This is a genomic window from Enterococcus sp. DA9 (genome assembly GCF_008000875.1).
In the GTDB taxonomy this organism is placed as follows: domain Bacteria; phylum Bacillota; class Bacilli; order Lactobacillales; family Enterococcaceae; genus Enterococcus_B; species Enterococcus_B lactis.
The window spans coordinates 2,423,986-2,447,700 of the sequence record NZ_CP042839.1; the positions used below are offsets into that span (position 1 = coordinate 2,423,986).

At 37.4% G+C, this 23,715-nt stretch carries 22 protein-coding genes; 9 read left to right on the forward strand and 13 right to left on the reverse strand.

Annotated elements, in window-relative coordinates:
* Positions 1 to 83: 83 nt before the first annotated feature.
* Positions 84 to 2,750 carry a cation-translocating P-type ATPase gene (locus FTX43_RS12605; protein ID WP_002316153.1) on the reverse strand — a complete coding sequence of 889 codons (2,667 nt, stop codon included), beginning with the start codon at positions 2,748 to 2,750 and terminating at the stop codon, positions 84 to 86.
* 311 nt (positions 2,751 to 3,061) lie between these two features.
* Between FTX43_RS12605 and cls the strand changes: the two genes are divergently transcribed.
* On the forward strand, positions 3,062 to 4,543 hold the full coding sequence (cls, locus tag FTX43_RS12610; RefSeq protein WP_002348259.1) for a cardiolipin synthase: 1,482 nt from the start codon (positions 3,062 to 3,064) through the stop codon (positions 4,541 to 4,543).
* Between the two features lie 326 nt (positions 4,544 to 4,869).
* Here the strand turns inward: cls and thiD are convergent, their stop codons facing one another.
* On the reverse strand, positions 4,870 to 5,685 hold the full coding sequence (thiD, locus tag FTX43_RS12620) for a bifunctional hydroxymethylpyrimidine kinase/phosphomethylpyrimidine kinase (RefSeq protein ID WP_002309637.1): 816 nt from the start codon (positions 5,683 to 5,685) through the stop codon (positions 4,870 to 4,872).
* A gap of 294 nt (positions 5,686 to 5,979) precedes the next feature.
* On the opposite strand from thiD, the gene FTX43_RS12625 reads away from it, so the two are divergent.
* Both FTX43_RS12625 and FTX43_RS12630 read left to right on the forward strand, forming a co-directional pair.
* Complete coding sequence (locus tag FTX43_RS12625) at positions 5,980 to 6,255, forward strand: hypothetical protein (protein ID WP_002309639.1); 276 nt, start codon at positions 5,980 to 5,982, stop codon at positions 6,253 to 6,255.
* 422 nt (positions 6,256 to 6,677) lie between these two features.
* Positions 6,678 to 7,133, forward strand: coding sequence for a Spx/MgsR family RNA polymerase-binding regulatory protein (locus FTX43_RS12630; RefSeq protein ID WP_002316150.1), 456 nt, complete (start codon positions 6,678 to 6,680; stop codon positions 7,131 to 7,133).
* A gap of 160 nt (positions 7,134 to 7,293) precedes the next feature.
* Here the strand turns inward: FTX43_RS12630 and FTX43_RS12635 are convergent, their stop codons facing one another.
* The 4 genes from FTX43_RS12635 to FTX43_RS12650 all read right to left on the reverse strand — a co-directional run bounded on the left by FTX43_RS12635 (position 7,294) and on the right by FTX43_RS12650 (position 10,432).
* Positions 7,294 to 8,043 carry a permease prefix domain 1-containing protein gene (locus FTX43_RS12635; RefSeq protein WP_002313902.1) on the reverse strand — a complete coding sequence of 250 codons (750 nt, stop codon included), beginning with the start codon at positions 8,041 to 8,043 and terminating at the stop codon, positions 7,294 to 7,296.
* Positions 8,044 to 8,370, reverse strand: coding sequence for a PadR family transcriptional regulator (locus FTX43_RS12640; protein ID WP_002291828.1), 327 nt, complete (start codon positions 8,368 to 8,370; stop codon positions 8,044 to 8,046).
* Positions 8,371 to 8,513: 143 nt separating this feature from the next.
* The gene (locus FTX43_RS12645; protein WP_002289467.1) at positions 8,514 to 8,954 is read right to left on the reverse strand and encodes a universal stress protein; all 441 of its coding nucleotides are present in this window, start codon (positions 8,952 to 8,954) and stop codon (positions 8,514 to 8,516) included.
* A gap of 80 nt (positions 8,955 to 9,034) precedes the next feature.
* Entirely contained in the window at positions 9,035 to 10,432 is a 1,398-nt protein-coding gene (locus FTX43_RS12650) for a glycoside hydrolase family 1 protein (protein ID WP_002309643.1), read from the reverse strand.
* Between the two features lie 152 nt (positions 10,433 to 10,584).
* Here FTX43_RS12650 and celB point away from each other — a divergent pair, with 152 nt between their 5' ends.
* From celB to FTX43_RS12670, 4 genes are all read left to right on the forward strand, one after another.
* The gene (celB, locus tag FTX43_RS12655; RefSeq protein ID WP_002309644.1) at positions 10,585 to 11,856 is read left to right on the forward strand and encodes a PTS cellobiose transporter subunit IIC; all 1,272 of its coding nucleotides are present in this window, start codon (positions 10,585 to 10,587) and stop codon (positions 11,854 to 11,856) included.
* 127 nt (positions 11,857 to 11,983) lie between these two features.
* Positions 11,984 to 12,703, forward strand: coding sequence for a GntR family transcriptional regulator (locus FTX43_RS12660; RefSeq protein ID WP_002309645.1), 720 nt, complete (start codon positions 11,984 to 11,986; stop codon positions 12,701 to 12,703).
* 471 nt (positions 12,704 to 13,174) lie between these two features.
* Complete coding sequence (locus tag FTX43_RS12665) at positions 13,175 to 14,149, forward strand: ring-cleaving dioxygenase (RefSeq protein ID WP_049142556.1); 975 nt, start codon at positions 13,175 to 13,177, stop codon at positions 14,147 to 14,149.
* A 52-nt stretch (positions 14,150 to 14,201) separates the two neighbouring features.
* Positions 14,202 to 14,807, forward strand: coding sequence for an alpha/beta hydrolase (locus FTX43_RS12670; protein WP_087062995.1), 606 nt, complete (start codon positions 14,202 to 14,204; stop codon positions 14,805 to 14,807).
* A 92-nt stretch (positions 14,808 to 14,899) separates the two neighbouring features.
* On the opposite strand, the gene FTX43_RS12675 is transcribed toward FTX43_RS12670, so the two are convergent.
* The 5 genes from FTX43_RS12675 to FTX43_RS12695 all read right to left on the reverse strand — a co-directional run bounded on the left by FTX43_RS12675 (position 14,900) and on the right by FTX43_RS12695 (position 18,149).
* Positions 14,900 to 15,652 carry a class II aldolase/adducin family protein gene (locus FTX43_RS12675; protein ID WP_002291817.1) on the reverse strand — a complete coding sequence of 251 codons (753 nt, stop codon included), beginning with the start codon at positions 15,650 to 15,652 and terminating at the stop codon, positions 14,900 to 14,902.
* Between the two features lie 13 nt (positions 15,653 to 15,665).
* Positions 15,666 to 15,926 (reverse strand): hypothetical protein, encoded by a 261-nt coding sequence (locus tag FTX43_RS12680; protein WP_002309652.1) that lies wholly within the window; start codon positions 15,924 to 15,926, stop codon positions 15,666 to 15,668.
* A gap of 21 nt (positions 15,927 to 15,947) precedes the next feature.
* The gene (locus tag FTX43_RS12685; protein ID WP_147607141.1) at positions 15,948 to 17,309 is read right to left on the reverse strand and encodes a PTS galactitol transporter subunit IIC; all 1,362 of its coding nucleotides are present in this window, start codon (positions 17,307 to 17,309) and stop codon (positions 15,948 to 15,950) included.
* Positions 17,310 to 17,379: 70 nt separating this feature from the next.
* Positions 17,380 to 17,679, reverse strand: coding sequence for a PTS sugar transporter subunit IIB (locus FTX43_RS12690; protein ID WP_002291814.1), 300 nt, complete (start codon positions 17,677 to 17,679; stop codon positions 17,380 to 17,382).
* An 11-nt stretch (positions 17,680 to 17,690) separates the two neighbouring features.
* Positions 17,691 to 18,149, reverse strand: a complete 459-nt coding sequence (locus FTX43_RS12695; RefSeq protein WP_002309655.1) for a PTS sugar transporter subunit IIA — start codon at positions 18,147 to 18,149, stop codon at positions 17,691 to 17,693.
* A gap of 221 nt (positions 18,150 to 18,370) precedes the next feature.
* Here FTX43_RS12695 and FTX43_RS12700 point away from each other — a divergent pair, with 221 nt between their 5' ends.
* Together FTX43_RS12700 and FTX43_RS12705 are read left to right on the forward strand one after the other, a co-directional pair.
* Entirely contained in the window at positions 18,371 to 19,162 is a 792-nt protein-coding gene (locus FTX43_RS12700; RefSeq protein WP_104760022.1) for a DeoR/GlpR family DNA-binding transcription regulator, read from the forward strand.
* Positions 19,128 to 20,081 (forward strand): 1-phosphofructokinase family hexose kinase, encoded by a 954-nt coding sequence (locus FTX43_RS12705; RefSeq protein WP_002309657.1) that lies wholly within the window; start codon positions 19,128 to 19,130, stop codon positions 20,079 to 20,081. Before FTX43_RS12700 ends, FTX43_RS12705 begins: the two co-directional genes overlap by 35 nt.
* 343 nt (positions 20,082 to 20,424) lie before the next feature.
* Here the strand turns inward: FTX43_RS12705 and FTX43_RS12710 are convergent, their stop codons facing one another.
* The gene (locus FTX43_RS12710) at positions 20,425 to 21,447 is read right to left on the reverse strand and encodes an LLM class flavin-dependent oxidoreductase (RefSeq protein ID WP_147607096.1); all 1,023 of its coding nucleotides are present in this window, start codon (positions 21,445 to 21,447) and stop codon (positions 20,425 to 20,427) included.
* Between the two features lie 343 nt (positions 21,448 to 21,790).
* Positions 21,791 to 23,713, reverse strand: coding sequence for a BglG family transcription antiterminator (locus FTX43_RS12715; RefSeq protein ID WP_147607097.1), 1,923 nt, complete (start codon positions 23,711 to 23,713; stop codon positions 21,791 to 21,793).
* Positions 23,714 to 23,715 lie beyond the last annotated feature (2 nt).

A 23,715-nucleotide genomic window follows, 5' to 3' on the forward strand; every position in this document is an offset into this window, starting at 1 on the left:
ACAAAAATTTGAGAAGCAATTTTCGTACATTCCTTCTTATTTCTTGAAGCTGACCACTTCTGTCACTACCTCCTTGATTCGTTTTATTTATTTCCTTGTACTCGTACAATGATCAATTTCGTGATTTCCATCAAGATGATTGTCACAAGAGCGATCCCCATACATGTAAAGACTTCTGTCAATCCAAATGCTGATGGGATAGAGAAGACTTCTTTCAGTCCTGGGATCATTGTTAAGCAGTAAAGCGCGCTACATACAACTACAGCTAGTAAGACACTTCTGTTAGAGAAGAACCCTGCTTGGATAGCTGTTTGTGTATTTGAACGTGCTGGGAATGTTTGCAGTGTCCGACACCAAATCAATGTTGAAAATGACATAGCTACACCGAATTCAGGTGAATGCTGCATGCCAAGCCATTGAGCGAAGATAACAGCAATCCCAATCAGTACACCACGATACGTTACAGAAATCAATGTTTTGTCCGTAAAGATTCCTGAATTTGGATCTCTTGGCGGACGGTTCATCGTAGCGGGTTCTGCTTTTTCTGTACCTAATGCAATCGCTGGCAGTGAGTCATTGACTAAATTGATGAACAGCAGTTGTAATGCTGTAAATGGATTGGACCAGTCAGCAACTAAGGCAAAGATGATCGCAATGATCGCACCTAAGTTTCCGGCAAATAGATAAGAAATAGCTTTCTTGATATTATCAAACACGTTACGTCCTACTTCTACTGCGCTGACAATAGAAGCAAAGTTATCATCCGTCAATACCATCGCTGCTGCATCTTTTGCCACATCTGTACCAGTTCCCATAGCAATCCCGATGTCTGCTTGTTTCAATGCTGGTGCATCATTTACGCCATCACCTGTCATAGCGGAGATATGACCTTTATTTTGCCAAGCACGAACGATACGGATTTTATTTTCAGGAGAAACACGTGCATAAACGGTCACTTTTTCTAAAACTTCGTTTAGTTGATCTTCTGTTAATTCATCTAATTCCGTTCCAGTCAGAGCTAAGTTTCCTTCTTCAAAAATCCCGATTTGTTTTGCGATAGCAACAGCTGTTGTTTTGTGGTCACCAGTGATCATGATCGTTTTGATTCCTGCACTTCTTGCTTCTGTCACCGCTTGAGTGACTTCAGCACGTGGAGGATCGATCATAGCAAGCAAACCAACCAGGATCAAATCATCTTCATCTTCAAATGATAAATCAAAATTATCAAGTGGACGGTAAGCAAAAGCTAGTACACGTAATGCGCGTGTTGAAAAAGCTTCATTTTGCTCTTGGAATTTTTTCATCAATTCATCCGTCATCGGAACAACTTCGCCATTCAGTAATACTTTTTTACTGCGTTGGAAGACGATATCTGGTCCACCTTTGACAAATAAGTAATTTTCGTTATCGATCGTGTGTCCAGTAGACATCAATTTTCGATCTGAGTCAAAAGGAAGTTCTGCTTGTCTTGGGTAGTTGTTTCGAATTTCCTGATAAGGCTGGTTTAGTTTTTCACTAAAATCGATAAACGCTACTTCCGTAGGATCGCCCAATTTAGTACCGTCTTCACTGATCGATGCATCATTCGCTAAGACACTGATTTCAATCAAACGGCGTTCGTCAGCTGTCCACTTTGAAGGATCGTTTGTGAAATCTCCAGTATCGCCATTCCCTAAAAAGTAGTCAACAACTGTCATTTTGTTTTGTGTCAATGTACCAGTTTTATCTGTACAGATGATACTTGTCGAGCCAAGTGTCTCAACTGCTGGAAGTTTTCGGATAATGGCATGACGTTTCGCCATTTTATTCGTTCCCAAAGATAACACGATTGTTACGATAGACTGTAATGCTTCTGGAATAGCAGCTACGGCTACGGCTACGGCAAACATCACTGCACTCACGATATCTGCAGTCATATCTCCTGTACCTTCTCCAAGATAAATACGGAACAATTGGATACCTAAAATCAATAGAGATAATGCCAAAATAGCCAGACTTAGTTTTTTACTGAATTTATCCAGACCTCGTTGTAACGGAGTGACTTGCTCAGTTGTTGATTCCAAAAGACCAGCAACTTGTCCGATCTCCGTATTGTTCCCAGTTGAAGTCACTAAGAATTTACCGCGTCCGTAAGTTACGATTGTTCCACTGAATACCATATTCGTACGATCACCGATTGGAACAGTACTTGTGATATCCATTACTTCTTTTTCTGCGGAAGTCGACTCTCCTGTCAGCATGCCTTCATCTACTTTTAATGAACCTGCATCCAGTAATCGTCCATCAGCAGGTACATAATCGCCTGCGTCTAACAACACGATATCCCCTACGACAAGTTCGTTTGCCGGAATCGTTTTTTCTTTACCGTCACGAATCACTCGAGCATCAGGTGCTGAAAGATTTTTCAATGCCTCTAAAGAACTTTCTGCTTTTTTTGTTTGGACAACACTGATGATAGAATTCAACATCAACACTGCAAAAATAACTAAGAATTCGATGTAGTCTCCCATGACCATCTGAATAAGTGCGACAATCAGCAATACGATAACCATTGCATCTTTGAAGGTTTCTAAGAACAATTTCCAAGTTGGCTTCTTCGGCTTTTCTTTTAGCTGGTTCAAGCCATCTCTTTCTAATTTTTCCTTCGCTTGCGTGGTGCTCAATCCATCGGTTGAGCTCTGCGTTTGCTGCATCAACGAATCGATCGTTTCTTTATAGACCGCTTGTTGTGCTTGTTCCTTGTTTTCCAAATTTCATCCCCCATTTTTTGATCTCGGTCCTAGTCCTGTCTGAAAAAAAAGAGACCTAAGACAAATGCGCATTTGTCTTAGGTCTCACCATTTCATACAATACCAGAAAACCATTTGGTTAACTTACTGTTGATATTATCGCAACAAAATGTTGCCGGTTACTCCCCTAAGGAGATATTCAACTGTAATAATATCCTACCTTATTAAACTACAAAAAGCAACTACTTTAGCCCGATTTACCTACATTTTCATGAAAAGAGTGAAAAGTATATTCACCTTGGTAGGCTTCTTTCTTCTATCATGCTATACTAATGTTATTGTATGTAAGGAGGAACATTTTTGTGGTATCTAGTATTATATCCGCCCTTTATCTATTGAATGCACTTATTGCTTTAGTGGCGATCTTGATTAAACCCCGAGATGTAGCAGCTATTTGGGCATGGCTCTTAGTATTGTTTGCCCTTCCTGGGGTGGGTTTTGTATTATATTTATTTTTCGGACGTGGATTAACGGATAAGAAAAAATTCTATCTCCGACAAAGTGACTTGAAAGAATTAGAAAACTTTCAGTCTTTTAGAGGAGATACCATTGAACATTACGATCCTGACATGGGCGACAAAGACAAACAACAATTTGTCGACTTCTTCTCTTCATTAAATCGTATGCCGCTGACAAGAATGAATTCTGTCACTCTTCTCACAGACGGACAAAAGAAATTAGATTCACTGCTTCAAGATCTAAAAAAAGCCAAACATTCGATCCATATCGAATATTACGCATTTGTGACAGATAATATCGGTCAGCAAGTCTTACGCGTTTTAGAAGAAAAAGCCGCAGAAGGCGTAGAAGTTCGTATATTATATGATGCATTTGGCTCCCATGGCACAAAAGCAAAAGATTTCAATCGTCTAATCAAAAATGGTGGACATGTCCATACATTTGTTACCTCGCAAAAAGCATTGCTTCGTTTCCGATTGAATTACCATGATCACCGAAAAATCGTTGTGATCGATGGAAAGATCAGTTACACCGGTGGTTTCAATATTGCCAATCAATATGTAAATACGACAAAAAAATTCGGTTATTGGCGTGATACGCATATACGAATTTTCGGTGCTGCTTCTTCTTTGCTTCAACTTCGTTTTTTAACAGACTGGAACGTTTCAGTGTCTGAAGAAAAAAAGGTCGGCTATCATTTGAATTATTTCTTTAAAAAAGCCGATCGAGATGAATCCAAACTTGCTGATACGTCCATCCAGCTTGTCTCAAGCGGACCAAATAACGAACGAGAACAAATCAAGCTTTCGTTTATCAAATTGATTACTTCTGCTAAAAAACGTGTTTGGATACAGACACCTTACCTCGTTCCTGATGAAAGTGTCATTGCTGCTTTGAAAATCGCAACTGCTTCTGGTGTCGATGTGAAAATCATGATCCCCAATAAACCGGATCATCCTTTTATTTATCGAGCAACACAATATTATGCTCGTCAGCTCATCAAGGAAAATGTACAGATCCTTGTCTATGAGAATGGCTTCCTCCATGCAAAAACATTAATAATGGATGATGAAATCTGCATGGTAGGTTCAGCAAATCAAGATATTCGTAGCTACCGATTGAATTTTGAAACAAGTGCTGTCATTTACGATCCTGAGTTTTTAGAAGAGCTTGCTACTCAGTTCAAAGAAGATGAGACACATTGTTCACCAATGACAACTGAAACAGTGAAGGAAATGTCTAACTGGCTGTTATTCAAACAACAAATTTCTCGATTGTTTTCTCCAATCTTATAATTTTTCCATTCAAGTAGAGAAAAATATACTAAGGTTAAAGGGACTGTGACAAAAATCTTGTCACAGTCCCTTCTTCCGAATAAACGGTGTTCTCCTGCCAACTCCTCGATCACAAGTCACAATATTCATCAAACATGAGAAGCTGTTTTTTGAACTTGTTCCTTATGACTCGGAGCTGGACGGCAGGCTCACGACCTCTTGGTAAACGGTGTTCAAAAGCCAGTTTCTCGGTATTAAGCCAAATTTATGCAAAAATGTAGAAAGCCATTTTCACAAAATTTTTCTTAATACTCGAAACTAAGCGAATTTTTCACAACCTCTTTCTTTTACTCTAATTCACCGGCTGCCCAATGATTGATTGGTCCATATTTATGCCCTACGTTTATTTCTTCACGAATCGCACGGTTTACATAGTCTTTTGCCAATCGGATTGCTTGTTCTACTGTTTTTCCTTTAGCTAATTCGGCTGCAATACATGCAGATAACGAATCGCCAGTTCCATTGATCCGGTCAGTAGGATAAAATGGCGCATTCAGCCAAAATGATTTTCCTGATTCAAGCAATACGTAGTCGTTGACTGTTTCTTGCTGCGCATCTTTTGCATGATGTCCTTTGATCATGACGTTTTTCGCACCCATATCTTGCAGTTCTTTTGCTGCTTGCACAAAATCTTCTTCAGTTGCTAATGTCCGTCCAGTCAGCTTTTCTGCTTCGTAAAAATTAGGTGTCAGTACTTCTGCCAAAGGGACAAGTTTTTCTTTCAAGCTTTGTAAAGCAGATTCTTCTAGTAAAAGATTTCCATGTTTCGTTACGATCACGGGATCCACGACTAATGGACCAAAATCATATTTTTGATAATTTTTTACAACTGTCTCAATCAAATTTGAATCTGCTAGCATACCTGTTTTAGCTGCACGTATTTGAAAGTCCTCTGCAATCAGTTCAAATTCTTTATCGATAAAATCGGTTGGCAAGGTCACACTTGCTCCGATTCCGTAAGAATTTCCTGCAACACATGCGGTCATGACAGAAACACCGTAAACACTTCTTGTAAAGAATGTATGCATATCTGCTTGCATCCCTGCGCTTCCATCGCTATCTGATCCTGCGATCGTCATTGCTTGTACATACTGTTCTTCCATCAAATCAATCCCTCCATTTTTATAAAAAAATTTTTTCATGATGCTGTTACTGTTTCTATCATATGTTTTTCAAAGTATCCCTCAGTAAATATACCACTACCTTTTCTTGGTAATCAAATTTATTTGAAAAAACATTTGTAATAAATCAGAAAATAGTTGTCATTTATTTGGACTAGTTATTCTAATAACAAATACCCGCTATTCGATTTATATATATTTCAGTATCCTTCTTGTTTTCATATAACCAATGGCGCTATGATTTCCATATGATAAAAAATAAAGTCAGGTGAAAAAATGAAACTTGAGGATAAAAAAGTCATTTTGAAGAAAATCAAACGTCTCCCAGACCAAATAGAAAACTATACGATCTGTTCTTTCAAAAAAGACAGGAGTATAAAAGCTTATACGCAAAACACAGAAAAAGGAATAATCTATTTCCTACATGAAGAAGGTTACGATACCCAAACCTTTATGTTTACTGAAAAAAAAGAATTTCATAAACAGATGAAAAAACTGATTGAAAAAGAATTTCCAAGAAGTCATAAACTCTATGTGAATCAGCAATTTTAACTTTTAACTATACGCTCTTAACTAAATAGGTTCTGTAATAAAATAAAACTTTATAACAACTATAACAAAACAGAATGCAAAACAACAGTTCTATAAGTTATAATCATAGTTGTTAGATGATTCATCTAGTAAAAACACCAGATTTCAAATTTCACACAATTGAAACTAGATCAATCATCAACCTTCTTCAAATTGTTAGAACCCTTTCCCGAGGAGCTGCAGCATAAGCAAGAAAAACAAACAGGAAGCCAAATGGCTGAGACATTCCTTCTATTAGTCTAGTTGTTTCTCGTCGCAAATTTAAGACTTTAGAAAGTTATTTCTATTGATGTTTGGGTTGTTTCACGCTTGTGCTCAGCTCCTTACCTATTATTTATCTCAACAGATCGAACAAATTAATGGAAAATTTAAGGAGTTTTGTTATGCTTACGATCTATTCTTCTCGTACACATAGTTACCATCTGATGGCAAATTGGCTGAAAGACCATCAAATGCCTTACAGAGAACGAATTTTCACGCCTAAACAGCCTTTAACCAGAAAAGAAATCTTTTATTTATTATCATTAACAGAAAACGGATTTGACGATCTATTAGCTAAACGCTCGATTGATTATAAAAATTTAAAAGATCAAATCGACCAATGTACGACCTCAGAACTTGTCGATTTAATCGTCTCACATTTTACTTTGTTGCAACGTCCTATCATTACTGACGGAAAAAAATTATTAGTCGGGTTCAATGAAGATAGTATGCGTCTTTTTATCCCTGTTCAATGGCGCAGAAGCCAGCTCAAATCTGTCTATAACGATTTCACGTGGGTAAGCGATTTAGACAATTCTATGGAGTTAGATGATGAATTTTTAAATTATTCTATATAAAAATGACTGTGACAAAAAAGTGTCACAGTCATTTTTTCGAATAACTAGTGTTCCAGAAGTAGCTTCTACGAAAAATAAGCCAAAATTTCTTGAAGCTAATTCTTGTAGCTAACTACTTCTGTCACAACCTCTGACTCACGGTGTTCAAATTTGCGCACACTTACCACGAATAAGTGCTTTGAGTGAACTGACGATAAGAATGACGGACAAGACTGCCATAAATAATCAAAAAGACACCCGTTCCTACGGTAACAAAAAATCCAGAGGCACCGATACTACCATCCATATACCACAAAATCGAAGCAAAAAGTGGGAAAAGTGAAAAAATACATAATCCGATTCCTGCAATCAACGAGAAGCCAAAACTTCGCTGATACGCTTCTTCTTTTTCTTTTGCTTCTGCTAATACTTTTTCAGGTATTTTTCTATTATACAAAAAGTGATTTAAGCGGGTGATTTTCATACCAGAAGCGATGAAAAAACCGACAGCTAATGCTATACCGAAAATCAGACAAGAAACACCCATGAATGCATAGCCTGTTGAACAAAAGAACAGAAATCCTGCAAAGGATAAACAAGTGAATAGGACACCTGACGCTACTTGAAGACCTGCTGCTCTGTATTCTTTCCAGTAGTTTTCCGCTTCACTTAAATAAATCAAAGCTGAATTTGATTCTGTCTCGGGACTTGGATTTTCTTTTTTGACATCTAATTCTTCTAATAATTCATCGATTGAACCAAATGTCGAGATGACTGTACCAATGGCCTCTTGTTCATTTTTCCCTTCTCCCATTAATTCATGATAATGATCTTCCATATTTGCCAACAGATCAGCTTTCAGCTTTTCTATCTCGGTACTTCGGGGTACTCCGATAAAAAGACTTTCTAAATAGTTACGGATTGTATCCATTTACTTTCCCTCCAAAAATTGATCGACCACGTCTTTCGTCGTCAGCCACTCTTGCTTTTTTTCTTCTAAAAGATTACGTCCTATTTCAGTGATTTTATAATAGGTCCGTTTTTTTCCATGGGTCACTTCACCAGGGTACGAAACAATCAATTGATTCTTTTCTAAACGGGCAAAAACGGAGTAAAGTGTCGTCTCTTTGATTACATAGGAATCATTTGTCCTCTCACGGATCGTTTTAGAAATTTCGTATCCATAAGAATCGTTTTTGTTAAGGATCGATAAAATAATCGCATCATTGTATCCGCGTATTCCATCACTTGAAATCATGTTCTTTCCTCCATATTACTCCATCTGTCGTTGTAATCAGCATAGCATGATTACTTCATCAGGTAAAGTAATTTTTTGCAAAAAATAAAAAGGAACAGAAAGCAAAAGAAGCGTTATGCTTTTTTGCTTTCTGTTCCCTTAATTTATTTTACAACCATGACGTTACATGATGCGTGGTTGACTACATAGGAAGTAGTGGAGCCTACTAGTGCACGTTCTACCGCATTCAGACCTGTCGCCCCCATGACAATCAGATCGATTGGTTCTTTCGATTCATGGAAATTAGCGATCAGTGTCTTTGGATAACCGTAAAGAACATATGTCTCGATATCTGTCAGGCCTTTTTCGATTGCCAAGTTTCGATGTTCTTTCATCTGATTTTCCGCAACCTCATCCAATTCTTCCTGCAGGCTTGTTGTAACAAATGCAAAATCACCAAAGTAATTGCCTGTTACTTCATTGACATACAGGATGTGCAACGTTGCTTGATTTCGTTTGGCAATCGTGATTGCCTCAAGAAATGCTTTTTCTGCCTTTTCAGAACCATCAATTGCTACTAAAATATTGCGATAAGTGTCTACCATTGTAAACGCCTCCTTCACTGTTAGTGTAGCACGATTACAGTGTTAGGACAAACATTTTGTGAACGTTTTATCAAAAAATATCAGGCATCAAATCCGTTTTTTTCAGAGACCTTTTTAAACCAGCGACCTGATTTTTTAATCGTGCGTTTGCCGTCTTGTTCCAAGTCAACAGCGATAAAGCCATAGCGATTTTTGTAAGCATTTGTCCATGACCAGTTGTCCATACATGTCCACATGTGGTAACCCACACAATTCGTTCCTTCTTGGATTGCTTGATGGACATATTTCAAATGATCCGTCACAAATTCGATCCGATAATCATCTTCAATCATGCCTTCGCTGTTAACAAAACGTTCTTCTCCTTCGACTCCCATCCCATTTTCAGAAATATAGCATTTGATATTACCATAGTTTTCTCTTGTATTCGTTAAAATATCATAGATGCCTTTTTCGTAAATTTCCCATCCACGATATGGATTCATTTTTTTATTGGGCATGTCGTAATTATCAAAATAATCATCTGGCATGGGGCTTTGTTCGTGATTGATCGGTGTTTCTTTTGCTTTGATCCGACGAGGCTGATAATAATTGATTCCTAACAGGTCAATTGTGTTTTCTCTGATGAGTTCTAAGTCTCCTTCATGAATGTCAGGTATTATCCCCAATGTTTTGACAATCTCGATCAACTCTTGTGGAAACTCGCCTTTCACTGCAGGGTCAAGGAATGATCGGTTGAAGAATGCGTCAGCGATCTTCGCCGCTTTTACATCTTCTGGGTTCGTTTCATCTCTCGGATAACTTGGTGTCAGATTCAAGATGATTCCGATCTCACCATCATGACAACCTTCATGGTAGGCTTTGATTGCCTTTGCACTTGCTAAATTCTCATGATAGCCTACTTGGACCGCTTCTTTCATATTGATATGATTTGGATAGTGGAATTGATACAAGTAGCCTCCTTCTACAGGCACGATTGGCTCGTTATGAGTAAACCATTTTTTGACTAGGTCTCCAAACAATTCAAAACACGCGGCTGCATAAGAAACATAAGCGTCAACCGTTTCTCTTGATAACCATCCGCCTTTTTCTTGCAAGGACAGTGGCATATCAAAATGGTAAAGATTTACAAAAGGCTCGATACCATTGTTCAGCAATTCAGTAAAATAATCTCGATAAAAAGAAACAGCTTTTTGATTGATTTCACCTGTCCCTTCTGGAATCAAACGACTCCATTGGATAGATGTACGAAATGTGTTATGGCCAGTTTCTTTCATTAACTGAACATCTTCTTTGTATTTTGTGTAAACTTGCGAAGTTTTTTCAGGTCCTACTTGATTAAAGAATTTTTCAGGCTCTAATGTATACCAATGATCCCAAATATTTTCTCCTTTCCCGTCATTACTTACTCTTCCTTCTGTTTGCGGTCCGCTAGCAGCAGAACCCCACCAAAAATTTTCTGGAAATGTGTAGGTTTTCATTTTGTACTTCCTCTCTTTTCTTCTTGATATCGTAATCATAACGAACCTAAAAAAATAAATCAATACTTTTTATAAAAATGACTAGACATTTAAAATATTCGGCGTTATACTTTGTATGTAATCGATTGCAAATAAATTTGAGGTGAATAAAAATGAACGGTTTTATGGACAAGCTTTCTGAGAAAATCATGCCCTTAGCTAATTTATTAGGGCAAAATCGTTACCTTACAGTTTTACGGGATGCGTTTATGCTTTCCTTCCCTTTAACAATGTTCGGTTCGATTGTTGTCGTTATCAATAACTTGCCTTTTTTCAGTGACGCAACAAAGGGAACTTTATCGAACTTATTCGGTAATGGGCAAAATGCAACAATGAGCATCATGTCGGTTTTTGTTACTTTTGGTATCGGCTATTATTTATCAAAATCTTATGACGTTGAAGGTATTTTCGGTGGTGCCGTGTCTTTTGCCAGCTTCTTGATTCTTACGCCTTTTGCAATGAAAACCGTTGGTGGTGAAGATGTAACTGGTGTTCTTTCACTTGATCGTCTTGGCGCAAAAGGAATGTTCATTGGAATGATCGCTGCTTTCTTGGCTGGAGAAATCTACTGCAGAATCACGAAACGCGGTTGGCAGATCAAAATGCCTGATGGAGTTCCACCTGCAGTAACAAAATCATTTGCCGCTTTGATCCCTGCTGTAGTCACACTAACTGTTTTCTTAGTAATCAACGCTGTGATGACTGGTATTTTCAATGCTAACTTACATGATGTCGTTTATGAAGTGATCCAAAAACCATTAACTGGTTTGGGAAGTAGTTTACCTGCAACATTGATTGCTTTGTTCTTTGTCCAATTCTTATGGTTCTTCGGACTTCACGGGCAAATCATCGTCAACTCTGTAATGGACCCGATTTGGAATACACTGATGCTTGATAACTTAGAAGCTTATCAACATGGAAAAGAATTACCGCACATCATCACAAAACCATTCATGGAAACCTTCACTGTTGGTATTGGTGGCTCTGGAATGACTTTAGCTGTCGTTTTATTGATGGCCTTTGTTCTTAAAAAGAAACAGTATCGTGATGTTGGTCGATTAGCTTTAGCACCTGGTATTTTCAATGTAAATGAACCAGCGATTTTTGGTCTACCAATCGTATTGAATGCAACAATCCTTATTCCTTGGGTCGTAGCGCCTCTAATCGTAACGACGTTCAATTATTTGGTAATGGCTGCTGGACTTGTCCCTGCACCAACTGGCGTCTCAGTTCCATGGACTGTGCCAATCATTGCAAGCGGTGTCTTAGCAACAAATTCATGGCTTGGTGGTATGCTGCAAGTCATCGACTTTATCATCGTTGCCTTTATCTGGTACCCGTTCTTGAAAGTATTAGATAAACAACCAGATTTAGATATTGCTTAATGGATCATTAAGGGGATGTGACAAGAAACTTGTCATATCCTCTTTTTTCGAATAAACAATGTTCCAGATGCTACTTCGAGTTGTCGGAAGCATAATCTTTCGTTATACTCTAGAAGAGGTGAATAACGTGCCAAAATACGAAGAAATCGCAAATATTTTAAGGGAACGAATCCGTTCAAAAGAGTATCCTCCCGATAGTTTTTTGCCTAATCAAGTGGACTTGGTAAAAGAATTTGGTGCGAGCCGGATGACAATCAAAAAAGCCATCAATATCTTAGCGATGGAAGGACTTGTCTATTCGCAGCGAGGATCAGGAACGAAAATTTTGAATCATCCATTCATGCAAAAAGACACATCGCCCGCTAACGAGTATGAAGGTTTGAGCCTCCAAATGAAACGCAGAAATCGTTCTTTGAAGAGTCAAATCATTCATTTTGATGTTGAATTCCCTAATCAATATATCCAAGAACGATTGATGATCGATGCCGAGCAACCTGTCTACAATATTCACCGGTTAAGGATCTTAGATGGCGAGCCATATGTTTTAGAGCATACCTTTATGCCAGTCCATCTTGTGCCGGGTTTAAAAAAAGAACATTTGTTAGCCTCTATCTATGATCATCTTCATCAAGAATTGAATGTCCATTTTGCAGGGGCTTATCGTGCTATTTCTGCAGATAAAAGTGATGAATATGATCAGCAATATTTGAACTGTGCAGAAAACGATCCTGTACTGGAAGTTCAGCAAGTCGTCTATCTCAAAGATGGCCAGCCGATTGAATATTCTTCCAGCCGAAACCGTTTTGATGTTCGGAACTATTCTGTGCTGGATGTGCGTTCAACTTAACCAAAGAGGTTGTGAAAAAGTCGCTTAGTTTCGAGTAGTAAGAAAAATTTTGTGAAAATGGCTTTCCTCATTTTTGCATAAATTTGACTTACTACCGAGAAACTGGCTTTTGAACACCGTGAATCAGAGGTTGTGAAAAAGTCGCTTAGTTTTGAGTCGATTGATTGTCACAGATACAATCTTTTGAATAACATTTACCAAGTACTTTCAGAAGCTCGTTTCCATCTAATCATAAAAAGACTTATGACCACCCGTAATGATTCTAAAGTTAGTTTTTTAAAGCTAGTTTGTTTGAAATCGATACAGCTAGTCGTAAGTTTTTTTATTTTATTGATCCGTTCCTCCTCTTTTCATTCTTGATTCCTTCCTGATACTTTAGAAGACAAATTAATTGCAAAATAAAGATGCACCCTCTATACTATGTCTAAATTAATTACTTACTTTTTGTAAGTCAACAGGAGGAAATTTATCATGGATACACAAATCAGAGGAATTCACCACGTTACAGCAATGACATCTAGCGCAACAAAAATCTACCGCTTTTTTACAGATATTTTAGGAATGCGCTTAATCAAAAAAACCGTTAACCAAGATGACATCGAAACTTACCATCTTTACTTTACAGATGATACTGGTGCACCAGGAACAGATATGACTTTCTTTGATTTCCCAAATCAGCCAAAAGGAAAAAAAGGAACAGATACGATCTCTCGTGCTTCTTTCCGTGTGCCAAGTGACGCTGCATTAGACTTTTGGTTGGAACGATTTGAAAAATATGATGTCGCTCATTCAGCAATCAATGAACGTTTCGGCAAAAAATATATCGAGTTTGAAGATTTTGATAATCAATATTATCAATTGATCTCTGACGAAAACAATCAAGGTGTAGCAGCTGGCGTTCCTTGGAAAAACAGCAATGTACCGACAGAATTTGCAATCACAGGACTTGGACCTGTCTTTGTCCGTGTCAGTCAATTAGAGCATATCCGCTTGATTCTTGAAAAAATCTTAGGATTCAAAGAAACAGACCATTCAGGAGATTTCTACTTATTTGAAATCGGTGAAGGCGGAAATGGTGCAAGCATCATTATTGAACATCGGACAGACTTGCCAAAAGCAATCGAAGGATTTGGAAATATCCATCACTTAGCATTGCGTGTAGCAGACAAAGAAGCATTGGAATACTGGATTCAAGTAATCAATAAGATTGAATTGCCAAATTCTGGTTTCGTCGATCGTTTCTATTTCCAATCTGAGTACTTCCTAGCCGCTCATCACGTACTGTTTGAACTAGCAACTGACGGTCCTGGATTCCTTGAAGATGAACCAGCAGAATCCGCTGGAGAAAAACTATCTCTTCCTCCATTCTTAGAAGAACGTCGTGAAGCCATTGAAGCCTATGTCCGTCCTTTCGATACAAGTGACGCAAATAAAAAACGTGAATAATCTCTTCATGCCACTTCATTTGCATCTATAGAAACAGAAAAGAGGGAACAAAATGTCCTACATTTTTGAAAAAGGAACAAGTGGCAAGCATTTGATCTTACTTCATGGCACAGGTGGCGATGAACATTCTTTACTGGATATCGCTCACTTTCTTGCACCAAACAGTACGTTGCTTTCTTTTCGTGGCACGGTCCAAGAAGATGGGATGAATCGTTTTTTCAAGCGTAATGGATTGAATCAATTCGACCTGGACAGTTTGGAAAAAGAAACAGATAAGCTCCATGAAAAAATCAAAGATATCAGCGAAACAGAACAGATACCGTTAAGCGATTGGCTGCTTGTCGGCTATTCAAATGGCGCAAACATCGCTGCTCATTTATTATTGGAGCGTGAGACCATGCTAAATAAAGGGTTGTTTTTCCATCCAATGTCTCTAGGTGTCCATCAAAGCCGTTCCACATTAGAGGATAAAACCGTCTGGCTTTCTTATGGTGATAACGATCCAATCGTTTCCCCTGCTTCCTTTAAAGAATTGGCCGATCAATTCGAAACACGCCAAGCAAATGTGACGATTCAGCTAACTGTAACAGGTCATCAGTTGACGATGGACGAAATCGAGCAAGCGAGGGAATGGACAGAGCATCTTCTAACTAAATAAAAGAAAAGAACTACGACTTATATGACACAACCTGAAGCAGACATCAATCTGGATCATAGTGTGTGAAAGTCGTAGTTTTTTTGCCAGATAGGTTAGTCTCCGCTAGCTGTAATAACAGATTTATTATAAATAGCCGTTTTATGTTTCAAATCTTCCAATCTACCGATTTTCTCACCTTTCGAATAAAACCCATCAGTAATCCCTAGTGCTTGGAAAATCGTCTGTTTATAAGCGATTTCTGCATTCCATTCGACTGTATCAAGGATTTGCAGTGCTTTATGGATAGCTTCGATTCCTGATTCTCCACCTGTGTTGATCAATACGCCATGTGAATTGAGTAATAACATATGGGGCAACTCTAAATCATGTGTTTTTACATAATCGCTTGTCAATTCAGCAAGTTCTTCAGAGCAATTAGGCTCAAAGTCCATGACAGGAATCTCTTTTACTTTAGCTGTGGCTTCTGTCAAATTAGGCATAGGCAACCCAGTAGTCGCCCAGAACATTGCATTAGGCGCATGTGCATGCAAGACAGCTTTGATTGCTGGATTAGTCTCGTACATCGCTTCATGCATATTGATTTCACGAGTTAAATGACCGACTCCATCAACGATTCTACGCGTTCTTGGTTCTACTACTAGAACTTGTGCAGGAGAAATCTCTCCAAGATAGGCTTCTGACATCATGGTCGGTGTCATGATAATGTAGTCTTTTCCTTGATCATCAGTGGTTTTAAAGGAAAAATTCCCTCCTGCCACATTTGTATTTTTCCTTTCGAAAATCACTCTTACGATACGTGCCATGTCCTGTCGCTCTCTCTCAAATAACATACGTCCATCTGACATAATGACCCCTCCATTATCTTTTTATAAAACTTTTTTCTCTCAATATTTCTTTGGTAGCTTCTTTTATTTTCATTGATTCTTCTATTTTCTGTTTTCTTTTTTCATCGTACTCTCTGAATAAAACGTGATTTCCATATTTATAGATCACTAGTGCGAAAAAAATGACCAATAGATTGATGATGATATTCTGAGTAAAGAGTCCATATAGAAATAGCAGAAGTGTACCACAAAGAACGACTGTCCATTTTATTTTTTCTATCTCTTCTCTTTTCATTGCTTTCCCACCATTTCGATGCTATTTTTGCAGTTCAGCATAACGTTCGCTCGGGACTTTCGCTTTTATCATATATTTATAAAGTAGAACAAACAATCCTAGAAAAATTACGCATCCTACAATAGCGAGAATATTTCTATTAAATGCCTCCGCAAATAAAACCCTGAACTCCGGCCCTTCTATTGATGACCATGTGATCAACTGTCCTTTCTTGATTCCCTCAACTGCTCCGCTTTTTTCTGCTAAATCACTGAGTATTGGCGCAAGATAAGTGGCACCGTACAAATAAATAGGCATCGTGAGGATTCCCAGGATCAGCATACGAGCCAAGTTTCCTCCTGTTAGAAGCAATCCGCCGACCGCAATCGAATAGTTGATGATCCCTGCTAATGGTAATACTTGGTTTCCTGGCAAAATAATAGCATAACCGATAAACACAGGAACAAGTAAAATAGCAGTAACCCAAATCTCTGAACGACCAGCTAATATCGGCCAGTCCAATCCAATATATACTTCACGATCCTTAAATCGCTTTTTCATAAATTCTGACATCGCGTCTGCTAAAGGAGACAAAGATTGCATGAACATTTTAGAGATCATCGGGAACAGACTTAATGCAGTCGCAGTCTGTACTGCCAGATTAAGAGAACCTGAGACACCGTACGCAGCAGCAAAGCCAAGTCCCAAGCCAATAATGAATCCCATTGCAGAGTTTTCAGAGAAGATCCCAATTTTCTTCTTCAATGCATTCGTATCCGCTCGTTTATTCAATGCAGGTATTTTATCCATGATCATATTGAAAGGGAGCAACAAGACAGCGGCAGATGTCATAAAATGAGTCACTGTTACTAATGGAATCCCTGTGAGATCCTGTATATGCTTCTGAAACATATCACCAAGCTTTAATTCCAATATAACTTGAACCATTGCTGTAAGAAAGCCTGCAGCCAAACTACCAGAAACATAATAAACTAAATAAGCAGTTAAAGCTTTCCCCCAAACATTCCACATATCAACATTTAACGTCTTCGTCCAATTAAAAAGTAAGAGTACAAAATTGACCCCAATCGTTACTGCAAAGAATATAAAAGCGTAACTCCACGACCATGTGATGCTTGCTGCACCCGTCCACCCTAGATCGAGCGCCGGCAAACTGATTCCCGTATTTTTAGCCAATGCTTCTGATGCTGGACTTACTGCGTTAGACATATAGCCAATGACCATAGACATCCCGCTAAAAGCGATCCCTAAAGTCAATGCAGACATGAATGCTTTTTTAAATTTCATCCCTGCCAATAATCCAAGTATCAAAATAATCAAAGGAACAAAAATAGCTGATCCTAAATTCAAAACATAATTGATCACGGTTTGGAAGACTTCCATAAATAAACCTTCTTTCTTTTGAAATATAGTAGAAAAACTACGAGACAATTTTTTATCCAACAATCCTCCTTTACTGTATTAACTCTTTGATACTGTCATAAATAGGTTCTACGCCCATTCCAGTTAAAAATGGAATTCCTGGAAATACTTCAATACCTAAATCTTTTGCTTGTTCAAGTACTTCATCATCAGGCTGTGCGACATACACATAGATTCCAGCAGTAGGAAGCTCATTTTGGATTGATTTGTAATCAACTGCTTCTACAGGAAATGTAATGCCATCATCTTCTAACATACTTTGGATCTTACTCGCGATTGTCTGACTCGTTGCTACGCCACTTCCACATGCGACAATTAACCGGTTCTTCATTTTTCTTCCTCCTAAATATAATTTGTAATAAGTTCGTATATTTTTTGCGGTGTTTCTTGTTTCTTATAATTTTCTACGAATGTTTCATCCATGAATAAATTCATAAACGCTTGAAGTAATCCTACTTGTTCTTTTGGTTCTTTGATTCCTAAAAAAAATAGATTTTCTACAGTCATTTCCTGATTATCCCCCATTTGATAAAAATAAATTGGGTTCTTCAGCTGCATAACAAAAACGAATGGCTTTTCGACATATTCACATTCCGAATGTGGCAGTGCAATATTTAAATACTTAGTAATCAATCCTGTAGGAAATTTTCTTTCTCTTGCAATTAGCCCATTCAAATAATTCTCATTGACGTACCCCATTTTTTCTAATCGTTGGGCAGCTATTAAAAAAGCTTCTTCTTTATTTTTTACGTCTACCGCTAATTGAATCAGACTAGGAACAAACATCTCTTTATATTCCATTTCTCCACCCTCTTTTTGATTAAGTTTGTTAATTTCGTGTTCTACTAAGTTCATCTTTGTTTACAAGAATATTATATTTCTGTTAGTTCGTTTTGTCAACGCTTTCAAAAGAAATTTATTTTGTTAAATTTGATCTACTTGAAAATAAAATCGTTTATCTATATAATTAAGAAGAACAAAGTCGAACAAAACTTGACTTTTATGTTAAAGGAGTAATTTATATGTTGAAAAAAGAAAGACAAGAACGAATCATTACGTTATTAGAGAAAGATTTTTATTTAACTAATTCAGAAATCGCTAACAAATTAGGCGTATCAGAAATGACCATACGCCGAGATGTCACTGAATTAGCAAAAAAAAATAAAGTAAAAAAGCTGTATGGCGGCGTTGAACGAAAGGAACCTTATAATCGAGAACTATCGACTCAAGAAAAGATTGATACGAATGTAGCCGAAAAAAAATATATTGGTCAAGTCATGAACAGTATAATTCCGGATAATTCTACTATTTATGTAGGCGCCGGTACAACAATCCTGTATGCACTCCCTTTCATTCAAAAGAAAAATCTATTTGTAATTACAAATAGTTTGATTGCTTTCAACTATTTGAAGAATCATTCTAGTTATCGGATTTTACTTACTGGTGGCGAATTTTCTCCTATTACAGAAGAGTTCATTGGGGAAGTTGCAGAAAGATCTTTTGAAAGTTTGAATGTCGATATCTCTTTCGCTGCAACAAATGGAATATTTGAAAACAATGTCACAACTGCTCAATTTATTGAGGGAAATATTCAAAATGCAGCGCTCAATGCAGCCAAAATCAAATGTATTGTTGCAGATTATTCAAAATTAAATAAATCAGATGTCTATACTTTTAGAAAATTAACCGATTTTGATTATCTAATAACCGATAATCATTTATCAGAACAAGATTTCCATCATTATTCAAAATACTTAACCATATTAAAGGAGCCAAAAAATGATACTGACAATCACGATGAACCCATCCATTGATTCCATTTATTTTACAAAACACTTTGAATTAGGTACGATGACACGCTTTGCTTCTCCGGTACGCTATGTAGGCGGCAAGGGAATCAATTGCGGACGAGCTTCTGCTTTACTAGGTTCATCAGTTATTTTAACGGGGTTTTTGGGCGGTTATTTTGGCGGTATGATTCAAGATATGCTGCAAAATGAAAATTTGTTTGATTTGCATTTTTTACCTATTGCAGAAGAATCAAGAGGTGCCGTCACCATCATGCATGATGGTGAAACGCAGACAGAGCTAGTGGAAGCTGGTCCTGAAATAGCAGATACTACTATCAAAAAATTAATGAATGATATCAAACAAATCAGCACAAATAATTACCTTTCAGTCATTACAATAAATGGTTCTGTCAACAATCAAGACCCCTTTTTGTATGCTAAATTATTACAATATATCAAAGAACAAATAGATCCTTCCATCTATATATTAATGGATATATCTGGACAACATCTCCGTGAAGTCTTAGCAAGTAAGTATAAACCGATGTTTATCAAACCTAATATCCATGAGTTTTCAGATATCATCCATCAAAAAATTACTAAAAAAAGCGATATAAAATACCATTTAAAAACAAATCCTTTATTTAAAGATATCGATGTTATCATGATTTCTTGCGGCTCGTATGGTGCAGTAGTCAAAGTAAAAGAAGAATTTTGGAATGTTGAGATCCCTAAGATTCCTGTCATTAATACAACAGGCTCTGGGGATGCCACTGTTGGAGGTTTTGCTCATTCATTAGAACAGAATTATCCTTTAAAAGAATGTGTAAGGTACGCAATGGCTTGCGGCATGTCAAATGCACAGCAATCAGAAGTCGGGAAAGTTATTCCAGCTGATGTAAAAAATCTAGCAAAAAGTATTAAAATCACAGAAATGAAATAAATAGTACAAAGTAAATAATTGTTTATATGAAATGAGACAAAAAAGAGCGTGAGACAAAAGTAAAAAACACTAATGATACCCTACAGATATCAACCGATTCTATCTACTAAACGGAGTATATCGAATATTTTCTAAATGATGAATAAACAAACAATTTTTTCATTTATCTTATTTTCACTGCTCAATGGAATATCCAAAATAAGTACCCCTATCTATATGTTTATTCACAAAAAAACTCCAAAAGTCAGATTTTCAAGTCTAGCTTTTGGAGTTTGCTTTAAACTGATTATTAGAAGTGTTTATTTTTTCACTCAAGTATCCTGCACTTACAGAAATATCCTTTTTACCGCCAACCTAATTCTGGAGCGATATCTTTTACGATTGTTTCAAGCAAGTGCATGTTGTATTCTACCCCCAAAGTATTAGGAATCGTGACAAGTACTGTGTCTGCTTCTTTGATTGCTTCATCTTCAGCTAGCTCCTTGATTAATTGATCAGGTTCACCTGCAAAAGTTTTTCCAAAAATCGTCGGGTTCCGATGATAAGCAAGATAGCCGACAGCATCTTGTTGCGGATTACCGTCTTGTCCAAATAAGCGTCGATCCAAATCAGTGGTGATTGGCTGGATCGAGCGAGTGACCAATGTTCTTGGTTCAAAATCATGACTTGCTTGCTTCCACGCTTCTTTATACGCACGTAATTGGTTTGCTTGTTGGATATGGAACGGCTCATGGGATTCGTAATTGACTAATGTAGATGATTGCAGATTCATTCCATGTTGTGCTGCCCAGATTGCCGTTTGCTGTGAACCAGCTCCCCACCAGATTCTTTGTCGTAATCCTTCTGAATAAGGTTCGATCCGTAATTTTCCTGATCCTTGTGGGAACATTGGTTGAGGATTTGGTTCTGCAAATGATTTTCCTTCAAGTAATTCCAAGAATTCAAGGGTGCGTTCCCGTGTTACCTCTTTGATTTCTTCTTCACTGTAATCATAACCAAAGTATTTCCAGCCATCTAGGACTTGTTCAGGTGAACCACGCCCCACTCCTAGTTGCACTCTTCCTTGCGTGATGATATCTGTCAATCCGGCATTTTCTGCCATATAATAAGGGTTTTCATAGCGCATATCGATAAGTCCTGTACCGATTTCGATCTTATTCGTCTTTGCGCCGATTGCAGCTAACAAAGGAAACGGCGACCCAATCTGAGGGGCAAAATGATGTACGCGGAAAAACGCTCCGTCTACTCCAATTTTTTCTGCTTCCACTGCTAAATCGATTGATTGCAAATAAGCATCTTGAGCTGTTTTCACGAGTGATCCTTGCTCCATCCAATGTCCAAAGCTTAAAAAGCCGATTTTTTTCAAGGTAGTGACCTCCTCCAACCCTACAAAAATGGAAGGTTTTTTATTTTTAATATGAACTGATTCTACTACTTTTTTTCTTAAAAGACGAATAATTGTTCTCGCATCATATTCAAGAAATCTATTGGCTTACTATACCCCTACTTCCTTCATCATCTGCCATGTCTTAATCTCTTTTAATAGTCTTTTCCATCGTTGTTTTTTGACTCAAAATGATTGTTTCTAACATGTATTTAAGGATGTGACACAACTTTGACCACATCCTCTTTTTTTTGTATTTAGTTTTCTACTTCTAAATAAATAGATAGAATTATTATAGATATAAAGGCAGTTTTTTAATATCTGCTTATTCATAACTAGACAACAAGGTTAAAATCTCTAGTGGATGATTGGATTGCATCAACTGTGCCATTTGTTCTGGTTGCTTTTCTAAATAGTGAATAACAGAAAAAATTTTTTTGAACTCTGCATGTTTCAAATCCTTTCTCTTTATTGCTAACAGCAGTACGATACGTATCTGTTCCCCATGCCATAGGATCGGTTCTTTCATTGTTGCAATAGAAATCATCGAATGTTTTACATACAGCGGATTACCGTGAGGAATCGTTACAAATGGTGCCACTCTAGTACTGGCGTGACGGTCTCGTTCCAAGACAGAATCGACGAATTCCGGCTCCACATAATGATGTTCTACTAAGACATTCCCCATAAAATTTAAAATATCTACTGGGTCAGCCCATTCAAGATGAGGAAAGATCAAAAATGGATGAGTAAAGCTTGCTAGATCAAACGTTTTTTTCTTCTTGATAGGTACATGTTCCAGCATATATTTTGTCAGATAAGCCAGGTCAGTTTCTGTGATCATTGGTGAAATCTCGATTACTGGAATATTTGCATGTTTAAACGGTAATGTAGCTAAAATAAAATCAACAGGTGGAAAGTCTTCCCTCTCTAGTTCTGGCTTATATTCAATTAAATCTATAATCGTTAATTCCGGAAGTTCTCTGTTCAGCCGTGCTTCAAGAAAAGTAGCCATAGCTTTTGAATATTCACTAACTAAAACGGCTTGATATCTTTTACTTTTCTGATGTTTGTGTCGCTCGATCGCCGCTTGGAAATGGATCGTTAAATAAGCTGTCTCATCTTGCGGAACATAAAAATTTTCTTTCTCAAAATAATCTTCTAGAATCAACTGTAAAACTAAAAAAAGTTGTGTGTACGTACTAAATACATTTTTCGTCAGTGGATTAGAAATCTGCAAGCCGTAATGGAGTCGAAAATAGGTCGAAGATAAATGAGACCTTAAGTTTTGTTTCAGTAACTGATCTTCTTTCAATGAATAACCTAAAAACTGCTCCACTTGTACAATCAAATGATCAGCAAGTGTACTAGATTCCTTTTGAAATCGTGTGGCTGCTTGTGAGTTTGTAAAAAGATTGGCGATACGTAAAGCCAGATAATTGATTTCATCAGGAGAAAATTCAATTGGGTAAATAGTAGCTAACTTTGCTAAGATCTGACTACTTAACTGCTGTGCTTGGGTATGCTCAACGACTTCATTTTCGTCTTTACTTAATTTCACTTTCTGGTACTGTTTCATTCGCTCAAGCATAAAATAGATATGAATCTCTACACTAGTCAGTCCTCCTGGTTGTTCTAGATGATTTTCATAGAAAACTTCTTTTAATGTATGTTGGATGACTTTTAACGTATCTTTGGCAAAAAATTCTTTCAACGAAGGACTTTGTGGATCTTCTTTCTGCATATTGCGTAGCGTCTTAACAAGCAGCTGTCTTTTTTCTTGTTCATCGCCTTTAAGAAAAGTGCCAAGTTTTGTTTTGGATACTAGCTGTAAATGATGGTACTCAAAAAAGCTTTTCAGCTCTGTCAATTCTTTACGAATCGTACGTTTTCCAACATATAGTTTTTCTGAAAGCTCTTCAAGACTAAATCCGTCTTTTGCTACTAGCAGATGGAAAATCAATAATTGACGAAGCTGGTTTTTATCCATTTCTGTTTGTGCCTCTTCATTAAGTGCTCGTTTCAATTGTTCCTTTTCGTGAGGCAGACCATTCAACAAGATTCCTGTACCCTTTTTTCTTTCAATCATCAAAGGCAGCTGTTTGTCCCTGAACCAAGTTTCGATGACATTCAAATCGCTATGAACCGTTCTTTCCGACACATGGAAATGCTCTGCTAGCTTTTTTATTGTGATATAATTATTCGTTTCAATTAATTGGTAAATCAAAGATTGCTGACGCTGATTCATAA